The 24514-nt window shown below is 74.5% G+C and carries 21 protein-coding genes and 1 tRNA gene; 6 read left to right on the top strand and 16 right to left on the bottom strand.

Annotation, left to right across the window (positions count from 1 at the left end):
- Positions 1 to 52: 52 nt before the first annotated feature.
- Positions 53 to 3064, top strand: coding sequence for a BTAD domain-containing putative transcriptional regulator (locus Q0858_RS00735; protein ID WP_299049999.1), 3012 nt, complete (start codon positions 53 to 55; stop codon positions 3062 to 3064).
- Here the strand turns inward: Q0858_RS00735 and Q0858_RS00730 are convergent.
- Complete coding sequence (locus tag Q0858_RS00730) at positions 3041 to 3445, bottom strand: hypothetical protein (protein WP_299049997.1); 405 nt, start codon at positions 3443 to 3445, stop codon at positions 3041 to 3043. The two genes, Q0858_RS00735 and Q0858_RS00730, sit on opposite strands and share 24 nt — an antisense overlap.
- A 92-nt stretch (positions 3446 to 3537) precedes the next feature.
- A complete protein-coding gene (gene fgd, locus Q0858_RS00725; protein ID WP_299049996.1) occupies positions 3538 to 4581 on the bottom strand; it encodes a glucose-6-phosphate dehydrogenase (coenzyme-F420) in 1044 nt (347 codons plus the stop codon).
- Positions 4582 to 4640: 59 nt separating this feature from the next.
- On the opposite strand from fgd, the gene Q0858_RS00720 reads away from it, so the two are divergent.
- Complete coding sequence (locus tag Q0858_RS00720) at positions 4641 to 5618, top strand: TIGR03619 family F420-dependent LLM class oxidoreductase (protein WP_299049995.1); 978 nt, start codon at positions 4641 to 4643, stop codon at positions 5616 to 5618.
- 24 nt (positions 5619 to 5642) lie between these two features.
- On the opposite strand, the gene Q0858_RS00715 is transcribed toward Q0858_RS00720, so the two are convergent.
- The gene (locus tag Q0858_RS00715) at positions 5643 to 6632 is read right to left on the bottom strand and encodes an LLM class flavin-dependent oxidoreductase (protein ID WP_299049992.1); all 990 of its coding nucleotides are present in this window, start codon (positions 6630 to 6632) and stop codon (positions 5643 to 5645) included.
- Between the two features lie 435 nt (positions 6633 to 7067).
- Positions 7068 to 8591 (bottom strand): AMP-binding protein, encoded by a 1524-nt coding sequence (locus tag Q0858_RS00710; protein ID WP_299049991.1) that lies wholly within the window; start codon positions 8589 to 8591, stop codon positions 7068 to 7070.
- Positions 8592 to 8703: 112 nt separating this feature from the next.
- Here Q0858_RS00710 and Q0858_RS00705 point away from each other — a divergent pair, with 112 nt between their 5' ends.
- Positions 8704 to 9132 carry a hypothetical protein gene (locus tag Q0858_RS00705; RefSeq protein ID WP_299049989.1) on the top strand — a complete coding sequence of 143 codons (429 nt, stop codon included), beginning with the start codon at positions 8704 to 8706 and terminating at the stop codon, positions 9130 to 9132.
- Between the two features lie 71 nt (positions 9133 to 9203).
- On the opposite strand, the gene Q0858_RS00700 is transcribed toward Q0858_RS00705, so the two are convergent.
- Genes Q0858_RS00700 through Q0858_RS00690 form a run of 3 tightly spaced genes read right to left on the bottom strand, consistent with a single transcriptional unit; the run spans position 9204 to position 12075 of the window.
- Positions 9204 to 9518 (bottom strand): EthD family reductase, encoded by a 315-nt coding sequence (locus Q0858_RS00700; RefSeq protein ID WP_299049987.1) that lies wholly within the window; start codon positions 9516 to 9518, stop codon positions 9204 to 9206.
- Positions 9515 to 11329 (bottom strand): ATP-binding protein, encoded by a 1815-nt coding sequence (locus Q0858_RS00695; protein ID WP_299049985.1) that lies wholly within the window; start codon positions 11327 to 11329, stop codon positions 9515 to 9517. The genes Q0858_RS00700 and Q0858_RS00695 overlap by 4 nt, the downstream gene beginning before the upstream one ends.
- Positions 11326 to 12075 (bottom strand): response regulator, encoded by a 750-nt coding sequence (locus tag Q0858_RS00690; RefSeq protein WP_299049983.1) that lies wholly within the window; start codon positions 12073 to 12075, stop codon positions 11326 to 11328. Before Q0858_RS00690 ends, Q0858_RS00695 begins: the two co-directional genes overlap by 4 nt.
- A gap of 114 nt (positions 12076 to 12189) precedes the next feature.
- On the opposite strand from Q0858_RS00690, the gene Q0858_RS00685 reads away from it, so the two are divergent.
- Together Q0858_RS00685 and Q0858_RS00680 are read left to right on the top strand one after the other, a co-directional pair.
- Positions 12190 to 14574, top strand: coding sequence for a bifunctional FO biosynthesis protein CofGH (locus tag Q0858_RS00685; protein WP_299049980.1), 2385 nt, complete (start codon positions 12190 to 12192; stop codon positions 14572 to 14574).
- A gap of 98 nt (positions 14575 to 14672) precedes the next feature.
- Positions 14673 to 14930, top strand: coding sequence for a hypothetical protein (locus Q0858_RS00680; protein WP_299049978.1), 258 nt, complete (start codon positions 14673 to 14675; stop codon positions 14928 to 14930).
- A gap of 180 nt (positions 14931 to 15110) precedes the next feature.
- Here Q0858_RS00680 and Q0858_RS00675 read toward each other — a convergent pair.
- The 8 genes from Q0858_RS00675 to Q0858_RS00640 all read right to left on the bottom strand — a co-directional run bounded on the left by Q0858_RS00675 (position 15111) and on the right by Q0858_RS00640 (position 20803).
- Positions 15111 to 15183 (bottom strand) — tRNA-Ala (locus tag Q0858_RS00675).
- Positions 15184 to 15271: 88 nt separating this feature from the next.
- Positions 15272 to 16219, bottom strand: coding sequence for a hypothetical protein (locus Q0858_RS00670; RefSeq protein WP_299049976.1), 948 nt, complete (start codon positions 16217 to 16219; stop codon positions 15272 to 15274).
- Positions 16220 to 16320: 101 nt separating this feature from the next.
- Positions 16321 to 16467: a GPGG-motif small membrane protein gene (locus tag Q0858_RS00665; protein ID WP_299049975.1), complete on the bottom strand. Its 147-nt coding sequence runs from the start codon at positions 16465 to 16467 to the stop codon at positions 16321 to 16323.
- Between the two features lie 117 nt (positions 16468 to 16584).
- Positions 16585 to 17124, bottom strand: coding sequence for a GNAT family protein (locus Q0858_RS00660; protein ID WP_299051717.1), 540 nt, complete (start codon positions 17122 to 17124; stop codon positions 16585 to 16587).
- Between the two features lie 49 nt (positions 17125 to 17173).
- A complete protein-coding gene (locus Q0858_RS00655; RefSeq protein ID WP_299049972.1) occupies positions 17174 to 17668 on the bottom strand; it encodes a molybdenum cofactor synthesis domain-containing protein in 495 nt (164 codons plus the stop codon).
- Positions 17665 to 18147: a cyclic pyranopterin monophosphate synthase MoaC gene (gene moaC / locus Q0858_RS00650; protein ID WP_299049970.1), complete on the bottom strand. Its 483-nt coding sequence runs from the start codon at positions 18145 to 18147 to the stop codon at positions 17665 to 17667. Before moaC ends, Q0858_RS00655 begins: the two co-directional genes overlap by 4 nt.
- On the bottom strand, positions 18147 to 19433 hold the full coding sequence (gene glp / locus Q0858_RS00645; protein WP_366915981.1) for a gephyrin-like molybdotransferase Glp: 1287 nt from the start codon (positions 19431 to 19433) through the stop codon (positions 18147 to 18149). The genes moaC and glp overlap by 1 nt, the downstream gene beginning before the upstream one ends.
- Positions 19430 to 20803, bottom strand: coding sequence for a UTP--glucose-1-phosphate uridylyltransferase (locus Q0858_RS00640; protein WP_299049967.1), 1374 nt, complete (start codon positions 20801 to 20803; stop codon positions 19430 to 19432). Before Q0858_RS00640 ends, glp begins: the two co-directional genes overlap by 4 nt.
- Before the next feature lie 22 nt (positions 20804 to 20825).
- On the opposite strand from Q0858_RS00640, the gene Q0858_RS00635 reads away from it, so the two are divergent.
- A complete protein-coding gene (locus Q0858_RS00635; protein ID WP_299049964.1) occupies positions 20826 to 21407 on the top strand; it encodes a 5-formyltetrahydrofolate cyclo-ligase in 582 nt (193 codons plus the stop codon).
- A gap of 372 nt (positions 21408 to 21779) precedes the next feature.
- On the opposite strand, the gene Q0858_RS00630 is transcribed toward Q0858_RS00635, so the two are convergent.
- A complete protein-coding gene (locus tag Q0858_RS00630) occupies positions 21780 to 24437 on the bottom strand; it encodes a penicillin acylase family protein (protein WP_299049962.1) in 2658 nt (885 codons plus the stop codon).
- Positions 24438 to 24514 lie beyond the last annotated feature (77 nt).

Here is a 24514-nt window from a genome sequence, read left to right as displayed (position 1 = left end):
GGTCGGTTGCAAGCCCCTCCCCGCTCCGCCGGGAGTTGCCTAGGATCGCGCCGTGGCCGCCGACCCGTCCGCCCCCGTGACCCTCCGCGTGCTCGGGCCGACGCTGCTCACGGTCGGCGGCGAGGACGTCGAGCTGATGCCCGCCCTGCGGACGCTGCTGGCCGCCCTCGTGGTCGACGCCCCGCGGGTGGTCGGGGTCGACGCGCTGCTGGACCGGGTCTGGGACGCCGACGGGGAGGGATCCTTGTCGACGCTGCACAGCTACGTGTCCCGGCTCCGGCGCCGTCTCGGCCCCGACGCCCTCGTCACGCAGTCCCCCGGCTACCGGCTCGCGCTGGGACCCGAGGCCGTCGACGCGGCACGCTTCGCGACCCTGCTCCGCGGAGCGCGCGAGGAACCGGACCCCGCCCTCGCGCGGACCCTGGTCGGCGAGGCCCTCGGTCTCTGGCGCGGCGAGGCGTACGCCGACGTCCCCCAGCGGTTCGCGCGGGCCGAGGCCGCCCGCCTCGACGCCCGCCACCTCGACGCCCAGGAGCTCGCCGCCGACCTCGACCTGCGCCTCGGCCGCCACCAGCAGGTCGTGGAGACGCTGGGCCCGCTCGTGGACCGCGAGCCCCTGCACGAGGGGCTGCGCGGCGCGCTGATGGTGGCGCTCTACCGCTCCGGGCGACAGGCCGCGGCGCTCGAGGTGTTCGAGACCGGGCGCCACCGTCTCGTGGAGGACCTGGGGGTCGACCCGGGACCCCGCCTGCGGCGCCTCCAGGAGCAGGTCCTCCTGCAGGACCCGGCGCTGGACCCACCGGCGACCCCACCGGCGACCCCACCGGCGACCCCACCGGCGACCCCACCGGCGACCCCACCGGCGGCCCCGGCGGCGGCCCCGGCGGCGGCCCCGGCGGCGGCCCCGGCGGGCGCCGCCCCCAGCCCCGAACCCCCGTCGGGCGGGGCCGGAGCGGGCCTGGTCGAGCCGCCCACGGTGCTGGTCGGACGCGAGCGCCTCGTCGAGGAGGTCGCCGCCTCCCTGCTGGGCGGCACCCGGCTGCTCACGTTGACCGGGACCGGCGGCGTCGGCAAGACCCGGCTCGCCCTGGCCGTCGCGGCAGGCCTGCGGCAGCAGGTCCCCGACGGCGTCGTCCTCGTCCCGCTCGCGACCCTCGCCGACCCGCAGCAGGTGCTCCCGACGATCCTCCACGCCCTCCGACAGGTGCTGCCCGCCCCGGCGGACGCCGCCGCGGACGCCGACCCCCGGACGGCCACCGTCGCCCTGGTGGGCGCGCGGAGGGTGCTCCTGGTCCTCGACAACGCCGAGCACCTCCTGGACGCGGCGCCCGACGTGTCGTACCTCGTCGGGGCGTGCCCCGGCCTGGTGGTCCTGGTGACGAGCCGGGCACCGCTGCGCGTCGCGGGCGAGGAGGAGCGGCTGGTGGAGCCGCTGGCCGTCCCGCGCCGCGACGGCGACGCCGCCGAGATCGCCCGCTCCCCCGCCGTGTCCCTCTTCGTGACCCGCGCCCGGGCCGTCGCCCGCGGCTTCGTCCTCGACGACCTGACGGCCGCACCCGTCGCGGAGATCTGCCACCGTCTCGGCGGCATCCCGCTCGCCCTCGAGCTCGCCGCCGCGCGGGTGCGGGTCCTCACCCTCGACGTCCTCCTGGACCGTCTCGACGAGGCCCTGTCCTCGGGCCCGCGGGACCTCCCCGCGCGGCAACGCACGATGCAGGCCACCCTCGACTGGAGCTACCGCCTGCTGCCCGAGCCGGCCCAGCGCCTGTTCCGCGACCTCGGGGTCTTCAGCGGTGGCTGGTCGCTCGAGCTGTTCGTCGACGTCTGCTCCGCGGACGCGCTCGGCGACCTGGAGGAGCTCGTGGAGCACTCCCTCGTCTCCGTCCGCTGGTCGCCGGACGGGCGTCCGCGGTACGCGATGCTCGAGCCGGTCGCGCAGCACGCCCGACGGCTCGCCGTCCCCGCCGAGCACGAGGCCGCGGTGGAGGCCCACGCCCGCGCCTGCCTCGACCTGGCCGAGCGGGCCGCGCCCGGCTACCGGGGCGCGGAGCAGGTGACGTGGCTGCGGGTGGTGGACGACGAGCACCCCAACCTCCTCGCCGCCCTCGAGCGCAGCGTCGCCGCCGGGGACCACGAGACGCCGGGCCGGATCGCGTGGTCGCTGTGGCTGTACTGGTGGCTGCGGGGGCTCTCCGACCTCGGCCGCCGGACGGCGACGCGGGCGGCGTCCCTGCCCGACGCCACACCCCGCACCCGGACCCGCGCCACCATCGCGGTGGCCTGCATGGCCTACGCCCAGGGCGACCACGTCGCCGCCGGCGCCGCCTGGGCGACGGCGCTCGACGCCGCCCTCGACCTGGGCGACGTGGAGGCCGAGGCGAACAGCCGCGCCGGTCTGGGGATCGCCGCCCTGGCCGCCGGCGACCCCGCCTCCGCCCGGCCCCACCTCGAGGACGCCCTCGTGCTGACCGAGGGCCTCGCCGCGGACACCTACGGACCGTGGCTCCAGGTCCTCACCCACGTGTGGCTGGGCACGGCGCTCCTCGAGACCGGACGACGGGAGGAGGCGCTGGCGCACGTCGAGCAGGGGCGAGCCCTGGCGTCCGCCCGCGGCGACCGGCTCGGCGCCTTCTCGGCCCTGTGGACCCTGGCCCGCACCGAGTCCGGCACGGACGACGCGGCGGCGCGGGACCACCTGCGCGAGGGCATCCGGCTGTCGCAGGAGATCGGCGACCTGTCGAACCTCTCCTACTTCCTGGACCTGCTGGTGGTGACCGAGCTCCGCGTCGGCGGCGCCGGGGCCGGGGGGTCGCGGCGGCTGGCGACGCTGCTCGGAGCCGCCGAGTCCTGCCGCGAGCTCGGCAACGGGCAGGCGTACGGCGGCTACTACCTGCCGGACGACGCCGCCCGGGACACCGCGGCCGCGACGATCGCGAGCACGCTCGGCACCCCGGCGTACGAGGGGTGCCGACGGGCCGGACGGGTGCTCGGGCTGGAGGGGACCGTGGCCCTGGCGCTGGCGGCGGACTCAGTGGCGGACTCAGCGGCGGACGACGAGGGGTGACGTCCACGGCCAGGTGCGCCGCAGCCAGTCCGGCAGCGCCGACGACAGGGCGTCCCCGAGGCCGCCACCGACCTCCTCCGGCGCGAGCGACCAGCCGACCCGCACGTCGTGGGGGGCGGCGCCGGGGTCGAGGGTGACCCAGGCGAGCAGGCGCCGCTCCTCGTCGTCGAACGCGCCGTAGACGAAGGCGGTACGGGCGAGCCCGGCCGCAGCGGCCACCTCGGGGTCGAGGCCGGGCGGGAGGCCGGGCAGCCCGACGTCCGCGGCACGCAGCGGTCGCAGGTGGTGCCCGGTCACCAGCTCGGTGCGGGTGGGCGGGGTGAACCAGGGCGCGAGCCAGGCGGCCGGTGGGTCCGGTGGCTCCGGGGGTGGGCCGGTCACGGGCTCGGTGTCGTCGACGGGGGCACGCGGCCACCCTCGTGCGTGCCCCCGTCACCGTCCTTGCGGTCCGCTGGCAGCCACCGCGCCGGCGCTCACGGCGTGGGCAGCACGCCCTGCAGCTCGCGGAGCCCCGGCACGACCTCGGACGAGAACGACGACAGGAAGCCCTGCTGGTCGTGGCCCGGCGCGTGGAAGACGAGGTGGTCGAACCCCGCCTCGACGTACGGCCGGACCGCGTCGACGACGCCCTCGGGGGTGGTCTCGATGATCCAGCGCGAGGCGACCTGCTCGATCGGCAGCTCGTCGGCCGCCCGCGCCATCTCGACGGGGTCGTCGAGCTGGTGCTTCTGCTCCGCGCTGAGCGACAGGGGCGCCCAGAAGCGGCAGTTCTCGAGGGCCTCCTCCCGGGTGTGCGCGTAGGACAGCTTGATCTCGATCATCCGGCTGAGGTCCCCGGGCCCGCGCTCCGCCTTCGCCAGGCCCTCCTCGACGGCCGGCAGCAGCTTGTCGGTGTAGAGGTCCATGCCCTTGCCGCTGGTGCAGATGAAGCCGTCGCCGACACGGCCGGCGTACCGCGCCATCTGGGGCCCGCCCGCGGCGACGTAGATCGGCACCCCGCCCTCGGGGCGGTCGTAGATCGTGGCGTCGACGGTCGAGTAGTAGTCGCCCTCGAACGTCACCCGCTCGCCGTCCCACAGCGCGCGCATGAGCCGCACCGACTCCCGCAGCCGCGCCCAGCGCTCCTTGAACTCCGGCCACTCGGCGAGCCCCACCGAGATCTCGTTCAGCGCCTCGCCGGTGCCGACCCCGAGGACGACGCGGCCGGGGTTGAGCAGCGTCAGCGTCGCGAGGTGCTGAGCCAGCACCGCCGGGTTGTACCGGAAGGTCGGGGTCAGCACGGACGTGCCGAGCACGACCCGCTCGGTGCGCTCCCCGATGGCCGCCAGGCAGGCCAGGGCGTACGGCGCGTGGCCGCCCTCGTGCCGCCAGGGCTGGAGGTGGTCGGAGATCCACACGCTGTCGAGGCCGACCTCCTCGGCACGGACGCCGAGGTCGACGATCTCGCGGGGGCCGAACTGCTCGGCGGAGGCCTTGTAGCCGAGTCGGAGGGCCGGGGTCTCGCGGGTCTCGCTCATGTGGGGTGGCTGTCCTTCCGGAGGGGTCGTACGGGGGTGGTGGGTGTCATCCTGTGCCGATGAGCGTGTCTTCGCCGCTGCTGGGGTTCGGACTGCCCGTCTCGGGTGCGTGGGCGACACCGGACCGGATGGTCCACGTCGCACGCCGGGCGGAGGAGCTCGGCTACGCCTCGCTGTGGACCTTCCAACGCCTGTTGTACCCCGTCGAGGGTGGCCTCGACCCCGCCTTCGACCGCCGTGAGAACCCGGGCACCCGGGCGGCCGACGACCCGTCGTACCAGCAGGTGCACGACCCCCTGCTCCCCCTGGCGTACGTCGCGTCGCACACCGAGCGGATCGGCCTCGGCACCGCCACCATCTGCGCGCCGTTCATCGCGCCGGTCGTGATGGCCAAGGCCGCGGCCACCCTCGACCACCTGACGGGCGGCCGGCTGGCCGTGGGCCTGGGGATCGGCTGGATGCCCCACGAGTACGAGGCGGCGGGCGTGCCGTTCGAGCGGCGGGGCGCCCGGATGGAGGAGTACCTGCGCTGCCTGACGGCGCTGTGGACCGACGACCCCGTCTCGTTCGACGGCGAGTTCTACACCGTCCCGCCGTCCCACACCGGCCTCGCCCCGCTGCAGGACCCGCACCCGCCGCTGCTGATCGGCGGGTCCGCGCCGGCGGCCCTGCGCCGCGCCGGCCGGCTGGCGCAGGGCTGGATCGGCAGCAGCAAGCAGGACCTGACGACGATCGCCGCCTCGGTCGAGCACGTGCGCGCCGGGGCCCGGGAGGCGGGACGCGACCCGGACGCCGTCCGGATCCTGGTGCGGGGCCTGGTCGACGTGACCGAGAGCGACGCCGGCGCCGACCGCCGTCCCCTGCAGGGCTCGGCGGACCAGGTCCGCGAGGACCTCGCCGCCCTCGCCGCCCAGGGCGTCACCGAGGTCTTCGTCGACCTCAACTTCGACTCCCGCGTCGGGGCGCCGCACCTCGACCCGGACGCGGCGACGGCCGAGGCGGAGCGCGTGCTCGACGCGCTCGCGCCCCGGCCGTGACACCTCCGTGGCCCGCTCAGGGCCTCAGGAGGCCTCGACCTTCGGCATGATGTCGTTCTTCAGGCGCTTGAGGTCGTCGAGCGTCTTGGACACCGGCACGTCGGCGAACGGCGGCCAGATCAGCGGCATGGTCATGCCCGCCTCCTGGTAGGCCTTCAGCCGGTCGGTGATCTGCTGCTCGGTGCCGACGAGCAGGTTGCTGACCTTGCCGTTGTCGGTCTGGTCGACCTCGGTGTCGGTGATCGTGAACCAGATCATGCTGCTCATCTCGACGTTGTCGATGCTGGTGGTGCCGATGGCGTCCAGCTCGTCGGAGATCGCCCCGCGCCACCGAGCGATCTCGTCCGGGGTGTCCTGGATGCCGATCCAGCCGGCGAGGCCGTACTTGGAGATGCGGCGGGCGGAGCGCTTCGCGTCCTTGAGGCCGCTGAACCAGATCGGCGGGCCGCCGGGCTGGACGGGCTTGTGCCCGAAGCCGGACGGGCCGAAGTCGGCGAACTCGCCGTGGTACTCGAAGTGCTCGTTGTTCCAGATGCCCTGGCAGATCTCGATGGTCTCCCGGACGTGGCCGTGGCGGCGGGGGAAGACGTCGGCGACGCTCGCGGCCGCGAACTCCTCCGGCATCCATCCGGACCCGACGCCCACGTTGAGCCGGCCGTCGGAGAGGTGGTCGATGGTGGCGCACTCGGCGGCGAAGACGCCGGGGTTGCGGAACGGCGTCACCGTGATGCTCATGCCGATGCGGACCTTGCTGGTGCGCGCCGCGAGCCAGGGCAGCAGGGGCCACCCCTGGAACCACTTGCCCGTCGAGCTCACCGGCATCTGCAGCGGGAACTGCTCCATCATCCCGAACGGGTACTGCATCTCCCCGCGGTCGGAGGCCTCGGGCACGATGACCCGGTCGAGGGTCCACACCGAGTCGAAGTCGAGCTCCTCGGCGAGGTCGGTCAGGTCGGCGAGCTCCTGGACCGTGACGTGGTCGCGGAACGTGGGCAGGTACAGCGCGAGCTTCATCGGTGGACATCTCCTCGGGAGGGGGCGTCGGCCGGCGGCGCAGGGTCCCGGCCCTCTGTGAGGCATCCCACATTCCGCCCCCTGACCACCGCAAGGCTCGGGCCTCTCATCGTTTGATCAACGCTGCCCGACCCCGGCGAGCGACCGCGCCGGGACCACCGGTCGCCGTACGACGGTCCCGACGACGCGCGCTCGCGGGCTGCTCGACCACCGGAGGCGACGCCGGACATCGAGGTGCGAGGCCGGCCACGGCCGAGCCACGAGATCCCTGCACCCGACCCAGGCGAGGTGGTCGAGACCGCCGACCGGACCAGTGCGTGTCGCCTGTGACGCACCGGGTGAGTCAGGGACGACACCGTGCCGTCGGTCGCCGTACGACGGCCCGACGACGCGCGCTCGCTGCGCTCGCCTCCGGGATGCTGCGGACCGGACGACCTACTCCCCCGCCAGCTGCTCGCGGAGCTCGCGCTTGAGGACCTTGCCGTAGCTGTTGGTCGGCAGGGCGTCGACGAGGTGGTACTCCTTCGGCCGCTTGAACCGGGCGATCCGGTCCAGGCAGGTGCGGTCCAGGTCCTCGCTGGACGGCGGGTCGTCGCCGGGGACGACGAACGCCACCACGGACTCCCCCCACTCGGGATCGGGGCGGCCGACGACCGCGACGGCCTCCACCTGCGGGTGGGTGAGGAGCGCCTCCTCGACCTCGCGGGGGTAGATGTTCATGCCACCCGAGATGATCAGGTCCTTCGAGCGGTCCTTCAGGGTCAGGAAGCCGTCCTCGTCGAGGCTGCCGACGTCCCCGGTGTGCAGCCAGCCGCCGCGCAGCGTCTCCGCGGTCGCCTCCTCGGCCTGCCAGTAGCCGGACATCACGACCCCGCCGCGTACGAGCACCTCGCCGACCTCACCGGTCGGCACGGCCCGGTCGTCGGGGTCCACGACGCGGACGTCGACGTCGGTGCGCGGGAACCCGACGCTCTGCATCCGCTCGCGCCACCGCGGGTGGTCCGTCCCGGCGTGGTCGGCCTTCGACAGACCCGTGATCGTCATGGGGGTCTCGCCCTGCCCGTAGATCTGGGCCAGCCGCGGGCCGAACGTCCCGAGCGCCGCCTCGAGGTCGGCCAGGTACATGGGCGCGCCGCCGTAGATGATCGTCTTCAGCCCGGACAGGTCCGCGTCCCGCAGCGCCTCGTCGCCGGCGAGGCGCCGGACCATGATCGGGGCGGCGAAGAACGACAGACCCGGCCACCGTCGGGTCAGGGTGAGCAGGCGGGCGCCGTCCACGGTCCCCTCCGTGAACACGCTGACCGCGCCCTTCGCGACGTGCGGCAGCCCGTACAGGCCGGACCCGTGCGACAGCGGCGCGGCGTGCAGCACGCTGTCGGTGGACGCGACGGGGTCGATGTCGGCGAAGTAGCTGAGCGAGGCCATCAACAGGTTGCCGTGGGTGAGGGTCGCGCCCTTCGGGCGACCGGTCGTGCCGCTCGTGTAGAACAACCAGGCCGGGTCGTCGGTGCCACGGTCGGTCAGCGGCACCGGGGCGGCGGTGCGCAACCCCTCCCACTCCGGCCCCGGAGCGCGGACGACGGCCTCGAGGGTGCCCACCCGCTCGAGCAGGGCTCCGACGTCCTCGGCGTGCTCGTCGTCGGTGACCGCGACCCGCGCGCCGGAGTGCTCGAGCACGTACGCGATCTCGTCGCGGTGGAGCCGCGCGTTGACGGGGACGGCGACCAGCCCGGCGTGCCACGCGGCGTACTGGACCTCGAGGTACTCCGGACGGTTGCCCATGACGATCGCGACGCGGTCACCGGGCTCGAGGCCGAGCCGGTCACGCAGGCCGCCGGCGCCGCCGGCCACCCGGGCCGCGAGCTCGCCCCACGTCGCGTGGACGTCCTCCCCGGTCGCGAGAGCGGGGTCGTCGCGCAGCCGCCGTCCGTGGCGTTCCACCCACGTCGCCAGGTTCATGGGCACAACCTCACCCGCCGCCCCGCGGTGGTCAAGGGCGTCGGGCGCCCCCGGGGTCGACGTTGATCGGACGGTGATGGTCCGGCCGCGCCCGGTGGGCGAGGGTGGTCGCATGAAGCTCGACCAGGAGGCGGCGCGGACCCGTCTCGGCGACCACGTCCACGGCGTGCTCTGCACCCTGCACCCCGAGCGGGGGCCCGACCCCCAGCCGGTGGTGTACGCCGTCAGCGGCGACGGGCACGTCGGCGTCCCGATCGACAGCGTCAAGCCGAAGTCGCGGACGCGGCTGCAGCGGGAGGACAACCTCGACGCCGACCCTCGGGGGTCCCTGCTCGTGGAGCACTGGGACGCCGAGGACTGGTCGCGGCTGTGGTGGGTGCGGGCCCAGCTCGAGCACGTGCCCGACCCACCGACCGCCCTCACCGACGAGCTGGGCGACCGGCTGGCCCGGACGGTGCCGCAGTACGCCGACAAGCCGTTCCACCGGGTGCTCGTGTGCCGGATCGTGAAGGTCACGGGCTGGGCGGCCAGCGAGGACTGACCGCCCCGGTCGGAGGTCGAGGTGCGAGGGGTCCCGGCGACGGGCCTCGCACCTCGATCTCCGGCGCGAGCTCAGGCGTACGTGGTGGTGCCCCCGGTGATCAGGTCGACACCGGCGCCGGCGAAGTTCTCGAGGTCCGCGACCGCGGCCCCACCCTCCGGCCCGGACAGGGCGGCGCCCATCGTCGCGGCGTCCGGGAAGGTCAGGGCGGCGATGAAGTAGTACGGCGCGGCCTGTCCGTCCGGGCCGGGCTGGGTGTGGGTGCCGGTGAAGGACTGCAGGCCGGGCAGGGCGCGGCCGAGGTCGGCGTGCACGTCGGCGTAGTGGCGGTCGAAGGCCGCGGGGTCCTCGGGGTGGCGGTAGCAGGCGAACAGGGTGGCGGTCATGGGCGGTGTCCTCTCGTGTCGGGGTCGTCGGCGTGCTCGTGCTGCACGTCCGGCGCACGGGCGCCGGCGAGGGTGGTGACGGGGGCGGTGACACCCGTCGTGGGGGTGGTCCGTCGGGACCCGGCCGCGGGGACGCGCAGCAGCATCGTCGTCCCCGCCGGGCCCGTGGCGCCGACGCGGAGCTCGCCGCCCATGGCCTGCATGAGGCCGTGGGCCAGCCCGACGCCCAGACCGATGCTCTCGTCGGCGGCCTGGTCGTCCGCCGCGGCCGTCGCCGGTCGGGAGAACGGCGTGAAGAGGCGGGGAAGCACCTCGGCGGGGATGCCGGGCCCGTCGTCGGTCAGGGTCACCCGGACGTCGTGCGGGCCCTCGGCGCTCGAGCGCACGACGGCGCGCCCGCCGACCCGGCCGTGCCGGATCGCGTTGACGAGGAGGTTCAGCAGCACCTGCCGCAGCCGCCGGCGGTCGACCAGCACCACCTCCGGTCCGACGTCCTCGACGAGGCTGAACTCGCGGGTGGCGGACTTGGTCGTGAGCAGCGCCTGGGCCTCCCGGACGACGTCCGCGAGCCGCACCGGCTCGATCGCCAGCGGCAGGACGTGGGTCTCGAGACGACTGAGGTCGAGGACGTCGGTCAGGAGGTCCATCACGTGCCCGGCCGCGGCGTCGATGTGGCCGAGCGCCTCGCGGCGCCGCGCCGGCTCGAGGTCGAGGGTGCCCAGCAGCTCGGTGAAGCCCACGATGGCCTGGATCGGGGTGCGCGCCTCGTGGCCGACCGCCGCGAGCAGCGCCGACTTCGCGTGCGTCAGCTCCTCCGCCGTACGACGGGCGGTCTCGGCCTCGAGACGGGCGCGCCGGTCGCGCTCGGCGGCCCGTCGCTCGGTCAGGTCCAGCACGTTGACGACGTACTGGGTCGGACCGTCGTCGGAGGCGCACAGCAGCGACGCGGTGGTCTCGACCGCGACCTCGTCCCCTCCGTCGCCCGGGCGCACCCGGGCCTCGAAGGTGACCGGGCCGGGCCGGTCGGGGCCCAGCTCGTCGAGCTGCTCCTCGAGGCGCCCGTCGACCGGGGCCAGCACGTCGGCGAGCCGACGTCCGGCGAGGGGCCCGTGGGGGCGGGCCAGGGCGTCGAAGGCGCGGTTGCTGCGGTCGACGGTCCCGTCGGGCCGCAGCAGGACCATCCCGAGGGGGTTGTCGTCGAACGACCGGCGGAACCGCTCCTCGCTGGTGACCAGGTCACCCAGCACGCGGGCGTGGTCGATGGCGACCGACGCGAGGTGGGTGAAGCGGTCCACCAGCAGCTGCTCGCGCGGGCTCGGGCGGTGGGGCCGGGCGTGGTAAACCGCGAAGGTCCCCACGGGCAGGCCGTCGTGGCCCTCGATGGGGGTCGACCAGCAGCTGCGCAGCCCCGCGTCGAGGGCGAGGCCGCGGAACCCGGCCCACCGCGCGTCCGAGCGCACGTCGATCGCGACGACCGGGGCGTTGCGGGCGGCGGCCGTCCCGCAGGACCCGGCGCCGTCCCCGATGGTGATGCCGTCGATGGCCCGGACGTAGGTCTCGGGCAGGCTCGGCGCCGCGCCGTGGTGCAGGGTGCGCTGCTCACGGTCCAGCAGGAGCACCGAGCAGCTCGCGCCGTCCATGAGCGTCTCGAGGGACGACAGCAGCTCGTCCAGCACGTCGGCCAGGGGTGCGGCGCGGGCGATCATCTCCAGGATCCCGCGCTGCCGGGTCAGCATCACGCGGGCGTCGTCCGGCGCGAGGCCCACCTCGGGAGCCCCGGTCGGGGCGCGACCCGCGACCTCGGCGGTCACTCGTCGTCCACGAGCTGGTAGCCGACCCCGCGGACCGTCCGCAGCAGCCGGGGCGCGGCCGGGTCGGCCTCGACCTTGGTGCGCAGCCGGTGGACGTGCTCGGTCACGGTGGCCTCGCCGAGCCACTCCGCCGAGGAGTGCCACACCCGGTCGAGGAGCTGGACGCGGGTGAACACGTGACGCGGGTGCGCGGCCAGGAAGGCCAGCAGGTCGAACTCCTTGGGCGTCAGCTCGACGTCCGTCGCCACCCCGGCGTCGCCGCGGGAGACCACCACGCGGCGGCTGGCCGGCTCGATGCGGACGTCGCCGACCGTGAGGGCCTCGTCGGCGGCGTCCGGCGCGCTGCGACGCAGCACCGAGCGCACCCGGGCCGCCAGCTCGCCGGGCGAGAACGGCTTGACCAGGTAGTCGTCGGCGCCGAGGTCGAGCCCGACGATGCGGTCGGTCTCGCCGTTGCGCCCGGACAGCACGATCACCGGGGTGTCGGAGCGCCCCAGCTGCCCGCCGCGCAGGGAGCGGAGGACGTCGAGCCCCCCGACGCCGGGCAGCGACAGGTCGAGGACGACGAGGGCCGGGCTGTCCTCGCGGATCCGGCGCAGGGCGGTGGGGCCGTCGTCGGCCTCGGCGACGCGGAAGCCCTCGTCGTCCAGCTGCCACCGGACGACGGTGCGGATGGCGGCGTCGTCGTCCACGACCAGGACGAGCGGGCACCGGGCCTGGGCGCGCTCGGACGCGACCTGGCTCATGGGTGATGGGTATCACAGCTCAGGCGCCCGGGTCACCGGTGCGGACGCCGCCGTTGTGGCTGTGTTGAGAACCCGTGGACGTCCCGCTGAGGACCCCACCCGGATACTTCACCCATGACGTCGCTCCCGAAGACCGAGGTCACCGCGCTCACCGCGCTGCCGACCCACGAGCTCCTCGCGATGGCCGCCGCCCGGCGCGACGCCCTGTTCTCCACGCGGGTGACCTACTCCCCCAAGGTCTTCATCCCCCTGACCAAGCTGTGCCGGGACCGCTGCGGCTACTGCACCTTCGCGGAGTCGCCGCGCACCGCGCACGCGCCGTACCTGGAGCCCGGCGAGGTCCTCGCGATCGCGGAGCAGGGCGCGGCCGCGGGCTGCCACGAGGCGCTGTTCACCCTCGGGGAGGCCCCCGAGCTCCGCTACCCGGCCGCGGCCGAGTGGCTCGCCGCGCGCGGCCACGCGACGACGGTCGACTACCTCGCCGAGGCCACCGCCCTGGTCCTCGCGGAGACCGGCCTCCTGCCCCACGCGAACGCCGGCGCGCTCGACGCAGCCGACCTCGCGACCCTGCGCCGCTCCAGCGCCTCGCAGGGGATGATGATCGAGAGCCTCCGACCCGACCTGGCCGCGCACCGCGGGGCGCCCGACAAGGTGCCCGCCCGCCGCCTGGCCACCCTGGACGCCGCCGGCGAGCTGGCCATCCCCTTCACCACCGGGATCCTCGTCGGCATCGGCGAGACCGAGGCCGACCGGGTCGAGGCGCTGCGCGCGATCGCGGAGTCCCACGACGCCCACGGCCACGTGCAGGAGGTGATCGTCCAGAACTTCCTGCCCAAGCCCGGGACGGCGATGCGCGCGGCCCCGCCGTGCCCGCCCGAGGACCACCTGCGCGCCATCGCCCTGGCCCGGCTCGTGCTGCCGGACGACGTCCACGTGCAGGCGCCGCCGAACCTGTCGGAGCCCGAGGACCTCGCCGGTCTGCTCGCGGCCGGCATCGACGACTGGGGCGGCGTCTCCCCCGTGACCGCCGACCACGTGAACCCCGAGCGGCCCTGGCCGTCCCTCGACGTCCTGCGCGACGCCACCGAGGCCGCCGGCCACGAGCTCGCCCCGCGCCTGACCGTCTACCCGACGTACGCCGCGGAGCCGGAGCGCTGGCTCGACGAGGCCCTGCGGTTCCCGGTGCTCGACCGCGCCGACGCCGACCTGCTGGGCCGCGACGACCCGGGCGCGATGTGGCCCGAGCGCCACGCGGACGCCGCCAACGTCGGCACCGGCGCCGAGGTGATCCAGGTCGGACGCCGCTCCACGTCGTGGTTCTCCGGGTCCGGCACCGACCCGGCGACGCTGCGCGCCGGTCGCTCGTCGACCGGCGGCGTGGTCCGCGGCCGGATCGGCGAGGTGCTGGACGGCGTCCGGGCGGGCCAGGAGGCGGGCGCCGAGGAGCTCGAGGCGCTGTTCGCGGCGCGCGGGACCGAGGTCGCCGCCGTCGCCGAGGTGGCCGACGCGATCCGGCGGCGGGTGGTCGGCGACGAGGTCACCTTCGTGGTGAACCGGAACATCAACTACACCAACGTGTGCACCTTCAAGTGCACCTTCTGCGGGTTCTCGAAGGGTCCGCTGTCGCTCAACCTGCGCGGGGCGCCGTACCTGCTGACGCTGGAGGAGGTCGCCGACCGCAGCGAGGAGGCCTGGGGCCTCGGCGCCACGGAGGTGTGCCTGCAGGGCGGCATCCACCCGAAGTTCGACGGCAACTTCTACGTCGAGGTCGCCCAGGCGGTCCACGAGCGGGTGCCGGACATGCACATCCACGGGTTCACCGCCCTCGAGGTGATGGAGGGCTCGCGGCGACTCGAGGAGCCGCTGGAGAGCTACCTGCTCCGCCTCAAGGAGGCCGGGCTCCGCTCGCTGCCGGGCACGGCCGCGGAGATCCTCGACGACGAGGTCCGCGCGGTGCTCTGCCCCGACAAGATCACCACCGAGGAGTGGCTCGAGGTCCACCGCGTCGCCCACTCCGTGGGGCTGAGGTCGAACGTGACGATGATGTTCGGCTCCGTCGAGCGGCCCCACCACTGGGTGAGGCACCTGCTGCGGACACGGGCGGTGCAGCGCGAGACCGGCGGCTTCACGGAGTTCGTGGGCCTGCCGTTCGTGCACATGGCGGCGCCGATCTACCTCAAGCGCGGCGCCCGCCGCGGCCCCACGTGGCGCGAGACGGTCCTGGTGCACGCGGTCGCCCGCATCGCGTACGCCGACGACATCCGCCACGTGCAGGCCTCGTGGGTGAAGCTCGGCAGGGTCGGGACCCGGCAGCTGCTCGCCGCGGGGGTCGACGACCTCGGCGGCACGCTGATGGACGAGAACATCAGCCGCGCCGCCGGCGCCAGCCACGGCCAGGGCCTCACCCCCGACGACCTCGCCGCGATCGCGGCCGAGGCGGGTCGACCCCTGCGCCAGCGCACCACCCTGTACGGCGACGTCCCGGCCACCGTCGGCTGACCGGCCGATCCGACCGAAACCCCTCCGGACCCGTCCCGGTCGCCGTACCCTGGAGGAGCTCGGACGGGGGTCCGGGCAGACGGATCCGGGGGGAACCGATGATCAGCACGTCCAGTCGACGCCTCGCACGCCAGGCCGACGACGCCGCCAGCGCCGCCGTCCGGGGTGCCACCAGCATCCACGACACCGTGCTGCAGTCGGTCGCCTTCGACGCGGCCATCCACGCCGACGACGCCGCCGTCCTCGCGCTCGCGGCCGTCGACGGCACCGAGCAGGACGCCCTCGAGCTCCACGTCCGCGCCGCCCTCGCGCACGCCGACGCCGTCCTCCGACTCACCTCCCGCGCCGCCTCCTGACGCCGGGCCTCCGCCTGATCCCCGCGCCGTCATGTCACGCGGTGTTCTCGCCACTGAGCTCGGCGCTGGCGCCCGTTCTCGCTCCACGAGACCGCGGTAGATCCGTGAGACCGCGGTAGAGCACCGTCCGCACGGACGAAGGCCCGTGCCCGGCGTTTCCGCCGACCACGGGCCTCGAGGTGGAGCTGAGGGGATTCGAACCCCTGACCTTCTCATTGCGAACGAGACGCGCTACCAACTGCGCCACAGCCCCATCGCGCCGTCACCGCAACCGGATCAGCGCGAGACGAGACGTTAGCACCCGGAGCCGGAGGATCCCCAACCCACCCCGGGCGACAGGATCAGGAGCCGACGGCCCGCTCACCGGAGTAGGTGGTCCGCTCGGCGGCGGGCTCCTCGCGGGGCCTGGTGCGGCTGGTCTCGCGCTCGGTGGCGCGGGCGTCCTGGGCCATGATGCTGTCGGACGTGTCGTGGCCGGAGGTCCAGACGCCCTTCTCGTTCTTGTGCAGCATCTTGGCGTGGCGCAGGGGGGCGATCTCCTTGCCGACGTACGTCGGGAGGGTCACCGGCCGCGGCTCCCAGAGCTCGGGGTCGACCTCGGACGCGTCCATGCTGGCGGTCTCGGCGGCGGGACCGACCTCGTCGAACCCGTCCTCGCTCCGCTCCACGTCGTACGACGGGGGCACGTCCTCGAGCAGCGTCACGCCCTCGTCGACCTCCTCCACCGAGACGGGGTCGCCGGCGGCGTCGGTGTGGACCACGAGGCCGCGGGCGCGGTGCTCACCGCGGACCATGGCGCGGCACGCGACGAGCCACATGACGATCAGGGCGCCGGGCGCGGCGACGAGCCACCACGAGGTGACGCCGACGGCGGCCACCACGACCGCGGCCAGCAGCGCGACCAGGAGGGTGCCGAGCACGCGACGACGGCGGCGGGCCGCGACGCGCGCGGACTCGCGGCGGGCGCGGCGCTGCTCGGGGCTGAGGTCGGCCAGCGGGTCCGCGGGCGCCTCGACGACGGTCGTGCCGCGGGCGCCCCGGGGCTTGGTGGTGACCTCGGAGACCGACGCGGGCCGGCCGGGGGTCACGACGACGCGGCCGCCGGCCGAGGCACTGGCCGCGCCGGTGGCGACGGCGGGCTCGCGGCGGGCGAGGGTGCGCATCGTGGCGGAGAAGCGGTCGACGGAGCGCGTGCGCGCCACCTCGTCGTGGTGCTTCAGCGCCTTCGGGACGAGGTAGACGGCCCAGGCCACGGCCAGGGCTACGAAGATGACGGCGCTGAGGTCCACGTACTGACCCTAGGAGCGGCGGACCGACCTGGGACGGATGTCAAGGCGTGTGTCGGGAAATCACTCGTGTGACGGGAGTGATTTCCCGACCGCCGCGCTGTCTAGACGAAGATGCTGACGCCGCCGGGGCCGACGAGCAGCCCGACCACGATCAGGACGATGCCCCACACGAGCTGCTTGCGCACGATGGCGAGGATCCCCGCCACGACGAGCACGACGGCGATGATCCACAGGATGGTTGCGAGCATGGATGGCTCCTTCTGTCGTTCCGACGGGCCACCCGGTCGGGGGCCCATCGACCACCGTGCCCCGGTAGGACCGAAAGATCCATGCAGCACGCAAGGTCGGGCCGGACGACGTCCGGTTCAGGGCAGCCGGGACCGGACGGGCCGGTCGCACTCCTCGGTCGTGATCGCGAAGACCCGGTGGTCGCGCCACGCCCCGTCGATGTGCAGGAAGCGCTGGGCGAAGCCCACCTCCTGCAGGCCGAGCTTCTCGACCACACGCAGGGAGTTGCTGTTCTCCGGTCGTACGGCGATCTCCACGCGGTGGAGGCCGGCATGGGCGAAGCAGTGGTCGATCGCGAGCGCGACCGCCCGGGGCATGAGGCCCCGCCCGGCGACCGACTGGTCGATCCAGTACCCGAGGTTCGCCATCTGCGCGGACCCGCGGACGATGTTGCTGACCGTCACCTGCCCGGCGAACACCCCGTCGACCTCGATCGCGAACGGCAGGCCCTGGCCGTTGGCGGCCACCCGCTTCATCCGCCACACCAGGCCGCGGAAGGTCCGCGGGCCGGGCTCGACGCCGGGCGGCAGGGTCGCGTCCCACGGCTGCAGCCACGCCCGGTTGCGCAGGCGGACCTCGCGCCAGGCGTTGGCGTCGCCGTACGACAGCGGACGCAGGACGAGCTCGCCGTCGACGAGGCGGGCCGGCCAGGCCTGGACGGGGCCGCTAATGATCGCTCCCCACGACCTGTTCGGCGGCGTGCACGAGCACGGGACGCAGCACCTCGAGGGCGTCCTTCACCCCGCCGCGCGACCCGGGCAGGTTGACGACCAGGCAGCGCCCGACGAGGCCGGCGAGCCCGCGGGACAGCACCGCGGTCGGCACGCCCTTCGCGACGCCGGCGGCGCGGATCGCCTCGGCGATGCCCGGCACCTCGGCGTCCAGCAGGGCGCGGGTGACCTCGGGGGTGCGGTCGGTCGGGGTCAGGCCGGTCCCACCGGTGGTGAGCACGACGCGGGCTCCTCCGGCGGCGGCCTCGGCGATGGCCGCGCCGACCGGCTCGCCGTCGGGGCGGACGACGGGTCCGGTCACGGCGAACCCCAGGTCCTCCAGGGCCTCCACGATCAGCGGACCGGTGGTGTCGTCGTACACGCCGGCGGCCGCGCGGTTGGAGGCCACCACGACGGTGGCGGGCAGCCCGTGGGGGCCCGGGGCGTTCATCGGGTCCAGTCCCCCGACCGTCCGCCGCTCTTCGCCTCGACGCGGACGTCGGTGATCACGGCCCCCTTGTCGACGGCCTTGACCATGTCGACGACGGTCAGCGCGGCGGTGGCGACGGCGGCCATGGCCTCCATCTCGACCCCGGTGCGCCCGGTGGTGCGCACCGTCGCCGAGATGAGCACGGCTCCCCCGTCGTCGGTGTCGGCGACCTCGAGGTCCACCACCACCCCGGTGACGGGCAGCGGGTGGCACAGCGGGATCAGCGTGGGCGTGAGCTTCGCGCCCTGGATGCCGGCGATGCGGGCGACCGCGAGCGCGTCGCCCTTCGGCACGCCCTCGCCCCGGAGCAGCCCGACGACCGTCGACGAGACCAGCACCCGCCCCGACGCGGTGGCCGTGCGCGTCGTGACGTCCTTGTCGGAGACGTCGACCATCCGGGCGGCGCCGGCGGCGTCCACGTGGGTCAGGCGTGGCTCCATCAGAAGGGCACGTCCATGCGGATGACCTCGACGGTCTCCCCCGCGTCGAGCGAGGTGGTCTCCTCGGGCACGACGATCAGCGCGTCGGAGACCGCGAGGTTGCCGAGCAGGTGCGACCCGGAGCCGCCGATCGGCGTGACGTACGCCGTGCCGGCGTCCTCGTCGTACGAGCCGCGCAGGAACTGGCGACGGCCCGGGGGCGACGTCACGCCGTGGGTGACCCGCGCCCGCACCGACGGCCGGACGTGGGGCGTCATCCCCATCATCTTGCGCAGCGCGGGGAGCACGAAGACCTCGAAGGACAGGTACGACGACACCGGGTTGCCCGGCAGCGTGAAGACCGGGGTGGCGTCCTCGCCGACGGTGCCGAAGCCCTGGGGCTTGCCGGGCTGCATCGCGACGGGCCCGAACCACATGGTCTCGATGCCGCGGAGCGCCTCCTTCACGACGTCGAAGTCGCCCATGCTGACGCCGCCGGAGGTGACGACCACGTCGGCGCGGACGAGCTGGTCGGCCAGCGCCTCGGTGAAGCGGCCGGTGTCGTCGGGGACGATCCCGACCCGGTAGGCGATCGCCCCGGCCGCCCGGGCGGCGGCGGCGAGCAGGTAGGAGTTGCCGTCGTAGATCGAGTCGTGGCCGAGCTCCTGGCCGGCGTCCCGGAGCTCCGAGCCGGTCGAGAGGACGACGACGCGGGGACGCTGGCGGCAGCGGACCCGGTCGCGACCCACCGCGGCCAGCAGGCCCAGGTGGCGCGGGGTCAGGACCGTGCCGGCCTCGACGAGCAGGTCGCCCTCGGCGATGTCGTCGCCGCGGACCCGGACGTGCTGACCGGGCTCGGGGGCCTGGGAGATCCAGACGGACGACTCACCGCGGTCGGTCCACTCGTAGGGCACGACCGCGTCCGAGCCGGCGGGGATCGGGGCGCCGGTCATGATCTTGGCCGCCGTGCCCTCGGCGAGCGCGGTCAGGCGGGCCTGCCCGGCGCCGATCTCGCCGATCACGGGCAGGTGGACGGGGTACTCGGCGCTGGCGGTCGCGACGTCGCGGTGGACGACGGCGTACCCGTCCATGGCGGAGTTGTCGAAGCCCGGCAGGGCGATCGTGGAGTGGACGTCCTCGGCCACCGGGAGGCCGAGGGCCTCCATGAGGGGCTGGGCGTGGGCGGGCAGCGGCTGGACGGTCCCCAGGACGTGGTCGCGGAGCTGCTCGACCGTGATCGGTCCGTCGTCGGCACCCGCAGGACCGTGGGTCGGGCCGGGCGACCCCGCGAGGGGTGAGGTCGTCAACGCAGCACCGTGTCCGCGGGGATCCGCTCGGGCTGCTTCTCGGCCTCGACCTCGACGTCGCCGACGACCTTGACGCCCTTGCCGAAGGTCACGTCGCCGCGCACCGTCAACGACGTCGCCTCGGCCAGCGAGGGCGCGCCGTCGGGGAAGCGCTGTGCGAACGCGTCGACGGTCTTGTACGGCCCGTCGAGGTCGACGTACGGGATCTGCTCGGCGGTCTGGTCGAGGACGAAGTCCTGCCCGAGCGTGTAGACGTCCGAGCGGAGGACGAGCAGGTCGTTGGTGGTCTTCACCGGCACGAACCGGTCCCGGCCGACCTCGATGGTGGTGGCGTCCTCGAACACCTCGATGGCCGCGCCCATGGCGGTCTCGATCTGCACGACCTCGGGCGTCGTCGGGTCGGTCGGGTCGAGGTGCTTGACGTTGCGGATCAGCGGCAGGCCCAGGATGCCGTCGCGGCGACGCATCTCGTCCTTCATCGCCCGCAGGTCGAACCACAGGTTGTTGGTCGAGGTGAAGCGGTGCCGCTCCAGGTCGGCGAGCGCCTCCTTGTCGACGTCCCGTGTCTGGGCGGTCTCGCGCAGGACGATCCGGCCGTCGGAGGTACGCCGGGCGAAGTGGCCGCCCTTGCGGTCCGAGGGGGTACGGCGGACCGCCTCGATCGCGAACGGCGCGCCGCTCGCGGCGAACCACCCGGCCACGCGGGGGTCGGCGGTGGCGCCGAGGTTGTCGGAGTTGGAGACGAACACCCGCTCGTAGCCCGCGTCGAGCAGCTGGTCGAGCAGCCCGGTGCCGAGCATCGCGGTGTAGAGGTCACCGTGGCCCGGCGGGCACCACTCGAGGTCGGGGTTGCGGGGGTGGCTGGCCGGCAGCAGGTCGCGGACGAGGAGCTTCGGCTCCTTGTTCTGGTGGAACTCCAGCGGCAGGCCCTTCACCGCGAGCTCGTCGTACCGGCTCAGCGCGGCGATGGTGTCGGACGAGGTCCGGAAGCTGTTCATGAAGATCAGCGGCAGCCGGGCGCCGGTGGTCTTCCGCAGGTGCAGGACCTGCCGGGCGATGATGTCGAGGAACGACAGGCCCTTGCGGACGCACAGGAGCGACTTCGCGCGGTCCATGCCCATCGACGTGCCGAGACCACCGTTGAGCTTGATGACCGCGGTGCCGTCCAGTGCCGCACGGGCGGCCTCCGGGTCGACCTCGACGTCGGCCAGCGACTCCATGTCGTGGGGCTCGATCGAGGACTCGGGGATCATCCCGGTCTCGCCGTGCTCCAGGAGCCGGTAGTAGTGCGAGAACACGTCGATCGCGACGGGGTCGACGCCCTCGTCGGCCATCTTCTCGCGAGCGCGCATGAGTCCGGGGCTGCCCATGCTTCGATCGTAGGCTGCGCTGATGGGTTCGTCACAGGCGGTGGCCAAGACCGGTCTGCGCGACCAGCTGCTCGCCGCCCGGCGCCGCCGGCCGCTCGCCGAGGTCACCGCCGGGGCCCGGGCCCGCACGGCTCACCTGCTCGACTCCCCGGAGCTGGCGCGGGCCGCGTCGGTCGCGGCGTACGTGTCGGTCGGCTCCGAACCCGGCACCACCGAGCTGCTCGACGCCCTGCGCGACCTGGACCGGCGGGTGCTGCTGCCGGTGCTGCGACCGGACGGCGACCTCGACTGGGCGCCGTACGACGGACCCGCGTCGCTCGCCCCGGCCGGCCGGGGGCTGCTGGAGCCGGTGACCGCGCGCGCCGGACGCGACGCCATCGCCACCTGCGACGTCGTGGTCGTCCCCGGCCTGGCTGTCGACGCCGCCGGGATGCGGCTGGGTCGCGGCGGGGGCTCGTACGACCGCGCGCTCGCCCGGGTGCCACGGGGCACCCCGGTCTGGGTGCTGCTGCACGAGGACGAGCTCGACCGCGCCGTGCCCGCCGAGCCCCACGACCGCGCCGTCACCGGCGCCGTGACGGAGTCGGGCGTCCGGCGGTTCTAGGTCGCCGGTCCCACGGTCCTGGTGGTCGAGCAGCACGCGCCTCGGGGTCGGATCAGGTGGTCGAGCCGACGCGCCTCGGGGTCGGACCAGCTGGTCGAGCAGCACGCGAGCGCAGTGAGCGCGTGTCGTCGAGACCCGGGCCCGCACGGTCTCGACGACGCGGAGCCGCTGGCGCGGCTCGGCTGCTCAACCACCTGACCACCACGCTGGTCGAGCAGCACGCGAGCGCAGCGAGCGCGCGTCGTCGAGACCCGGCCCCGCACGGTCTCGACGACGCGGAGCCGCTGGCGCGGCTCGGCTGCTCGACCACCTGACCACCACGCTGGTCGAGCAGCACGCGAGCGCAGCGAGCGCGCGTCGTCGAGACCCGGTTCAGCCCTCGTCGTCCTCGGCTGGCAGGAGGGTGAGGGCGTCCTCGGCGGCATCGCGGACGGCGTCCTCGCCGAACGCCCAGGGCAGCGTGTCTCCCTCGACGAGGACGTCGGTCTGGTCGGTGTAGTGGTCGCTGGCGGGGTGGCCGGAGACCCCGGTGAGGTTGACCCAGCGGGAGGCGTCCCAGTCGCCGGTGTCGACCACCATGCGCATCGACGGCCCGGTCAGCGCGCCGTACCCCTCGCGGGCGTCCCACCCGAAGGCGTTCACCACCTCGGAGCCACCGCCGACGTCCCAGCCGCCGCGGTTGACCAGCGCCTCGACCGGGCCGATCCCGGAGGCACCGAGCGTGGGCTCGACCAGGTCGAGCGAGTGCACCTGGCCCCACTCCCACTCCTCGGGCACGGGCGACGACAGCGCCGTCAGGTCGTCGCGCGCCCGGACCATGGCCGCACGCAGCACGTCGTCCCGGGTCTCGACCCGCTCGGTGTCGACGTCGTCCCACCAAGACGCCGAGGGGCGGCGCAGCAGGCCCTCGACCGCCGCCATCCAGCGGTCGCCGCCGTCGGGTCGGGCGACGCCGTCGAGCTCGTCGTGGAAGGTCAGCTCGAGCAGCCGGGACCAGGTCACGGCGAAGTACGCCGCCGCCGCGCTCTGCTCGCCGCTCGCGGGCTGGGTGAAGTCCCAGTCGCCCAGCAGCTCCTGGCCGCCGGCGGCGTACCCGTCCCCGAGGTCGAGGTCGAGGAGGTACGGCACCAGCGTCGGCGCCAGCGGGTTCTGCTCGTCCAGCTGGATCGCCGCCAGCTCCTCCGGCGACACGTCGCCCTCCGCGAGCTCGGCCTGGAGCCGCTCGCGGATCCGCTGCGCCCGGTAGCCGCGGTCCCAGTCGTCGGTGAGGTAGACCGGGTAGTCGGGCCCGGTGACCGCCTGGTTCGCGGTCACGACGAACCCCTCCTCGGGGTCCAGCTCGTTCGGGAGGCTCTCGAACGGCACGTACTCGCCGGTCCACGCGTTCTCCGGGCGCCACCCCGGGGTGGGCGCCGACCCGTCGTTCCCGGAGCCGCGGATCGGGATGCGGCCCGGCGCCTGGTAGCCGGTGCTGCCGGCGCGGTCGGCGTACACGAGGTTCTGCGCGGGGACGGCGAAGTCCGCGGCGGCGGCGCGGAACTCCTCCCAGTCGGACGCGGTGTTGAGGGCGAGGAGCGCGTCGGCGGTCGGCGCGGGGTCCAGCGCGGTCCACGCCAGCGACACGGCGTACGACGACCCGCCGTCGTCCGTGGCGTCGGCGGCGGCCCCGCCACCGGCCACGGCGGGGTCGGCCTCCTCGCCCACCAGGGCGAGGTCCTCCGAGACGTCGGAGAGGATCGGGCCGTTGTCGGTGGCGCGCACGGTGAGCTCGACGTCCTCGCCGCCGCGGACCTCGAGGGTCTCGCGACGCACCTGGAGCGGCCGCTGGCCGTCGTCGTAGCGCCAGGTCTCGTCGGTGACCTGCTCGAGGTAGAGGTCGGCCACGTCGGGTCCGAGGTTGGTGAAGCCCCAGGCGATGTCGGCGTTGTGGCCGATGACGACCCCGGGCACCCCGGAGAACCCGAAGCCCGCGACGTCGAGGGGGCAGTCCTCGCCCACCTCGGTGCAGTGCAGGCCGACCTGGGTCCACACCCCGGGCAGCCCCACTCCGAGGTGCGGGTCGTTCGCGAGCAGCGGCGACCCGGTCGAGGACCGCTCGCCGGACACGACCCAGGAGTTCGAACCCAGGTCGTCGCCGCGTCCGAGCGGGGAGGGGATGGATCGCAGCGCCTCGTCGACGCCCGCGAGCAGGTCGCGCTGCGAGGACCCCCAGGCGGGGCGCGGCAGCCGGGTCGACTCCCCGGTGGCCTCGGGCTCGAAGACGCCGTCGACGAGCCCGCCGTCCTCGATGATCGGTCGGTTCCGGTCGTACGGGTAGCCCGGGAAGAGCTGGCGGGTCTCCCGCGGCGAGTGCTCCGCGCCGACGAGGACCCGGGCGACCTCCTCGTCGACGTTGCCGCGGAGGTCCCACGCCATGGCCTTCAGCCAGGCCAGGGAGTCCACGGGCGTCCACGGCTCGGGGCGGTAGTCGAGTCCGGTGAGGCCGAGCACCGTGTACTGGACGGCGATCTCGCTGGGGTCGTTCGCCTCCAGGTAGGCGTTCACGCCCTCGGCGTACGCGGTCAGCGCGGCCCGGGTCTGCGGGGAGACCAGCGCCAGCTCGCGCTCGGCGACGCGGCGCCAGCCCATGGTGCGGATCAGGGCGTCGGACTCCAGCGTCGCCTCGCCGAACAGCTCGGAGAGCCGGCCCGCGGTGAGGTGCCGACGCACGTCCATCTCGTAGAACCGGTCCTGGGCGTGGACGTAGCCCTGCGCCATCAGGAGGTCGTCGACCGACGACCCGTACAGCTGCGGCACCCCGTGCTCGTCGCGCAGCACCTCGACCGGTGCCGACAGCCCCGGCAGGTCCAGCTCGCCGTCCACCGTGGGCAGGGGCCGGCGGACGACGACCACGGCGGTGACGGTCAGCACCAGCAGCAGGAGCACGAGGCCGACCACCGTCCAGCTCGCGCGGCGGGCCCAGGCCGGCCAGGCGCGGAACGTCAGCCACCAGGCCACCAGGGGTGGCGGGGGCCGCGTCGGGGTGCTCACGCCCGCCTCATCGTCTGGCCCTCATCGTCCGTGCATTGTGCCGTACGCTTGGCAGTCGTTCCCGGCGAGTGCCAGGC

Source organism: uncultured Nocardioides sp., from assembly GCF_947489365.1.
Classification (GTDB): domain Bacteria; phylum Actinomycetota; class Actinomycetes; order Propionibacteriales; family Nocardioidaceae; genus Nocardioides.
Note: the sequence above shows the minus strand (reverse complement) of the source record. Positions and strands in the feature narration are given on the sequence as shown.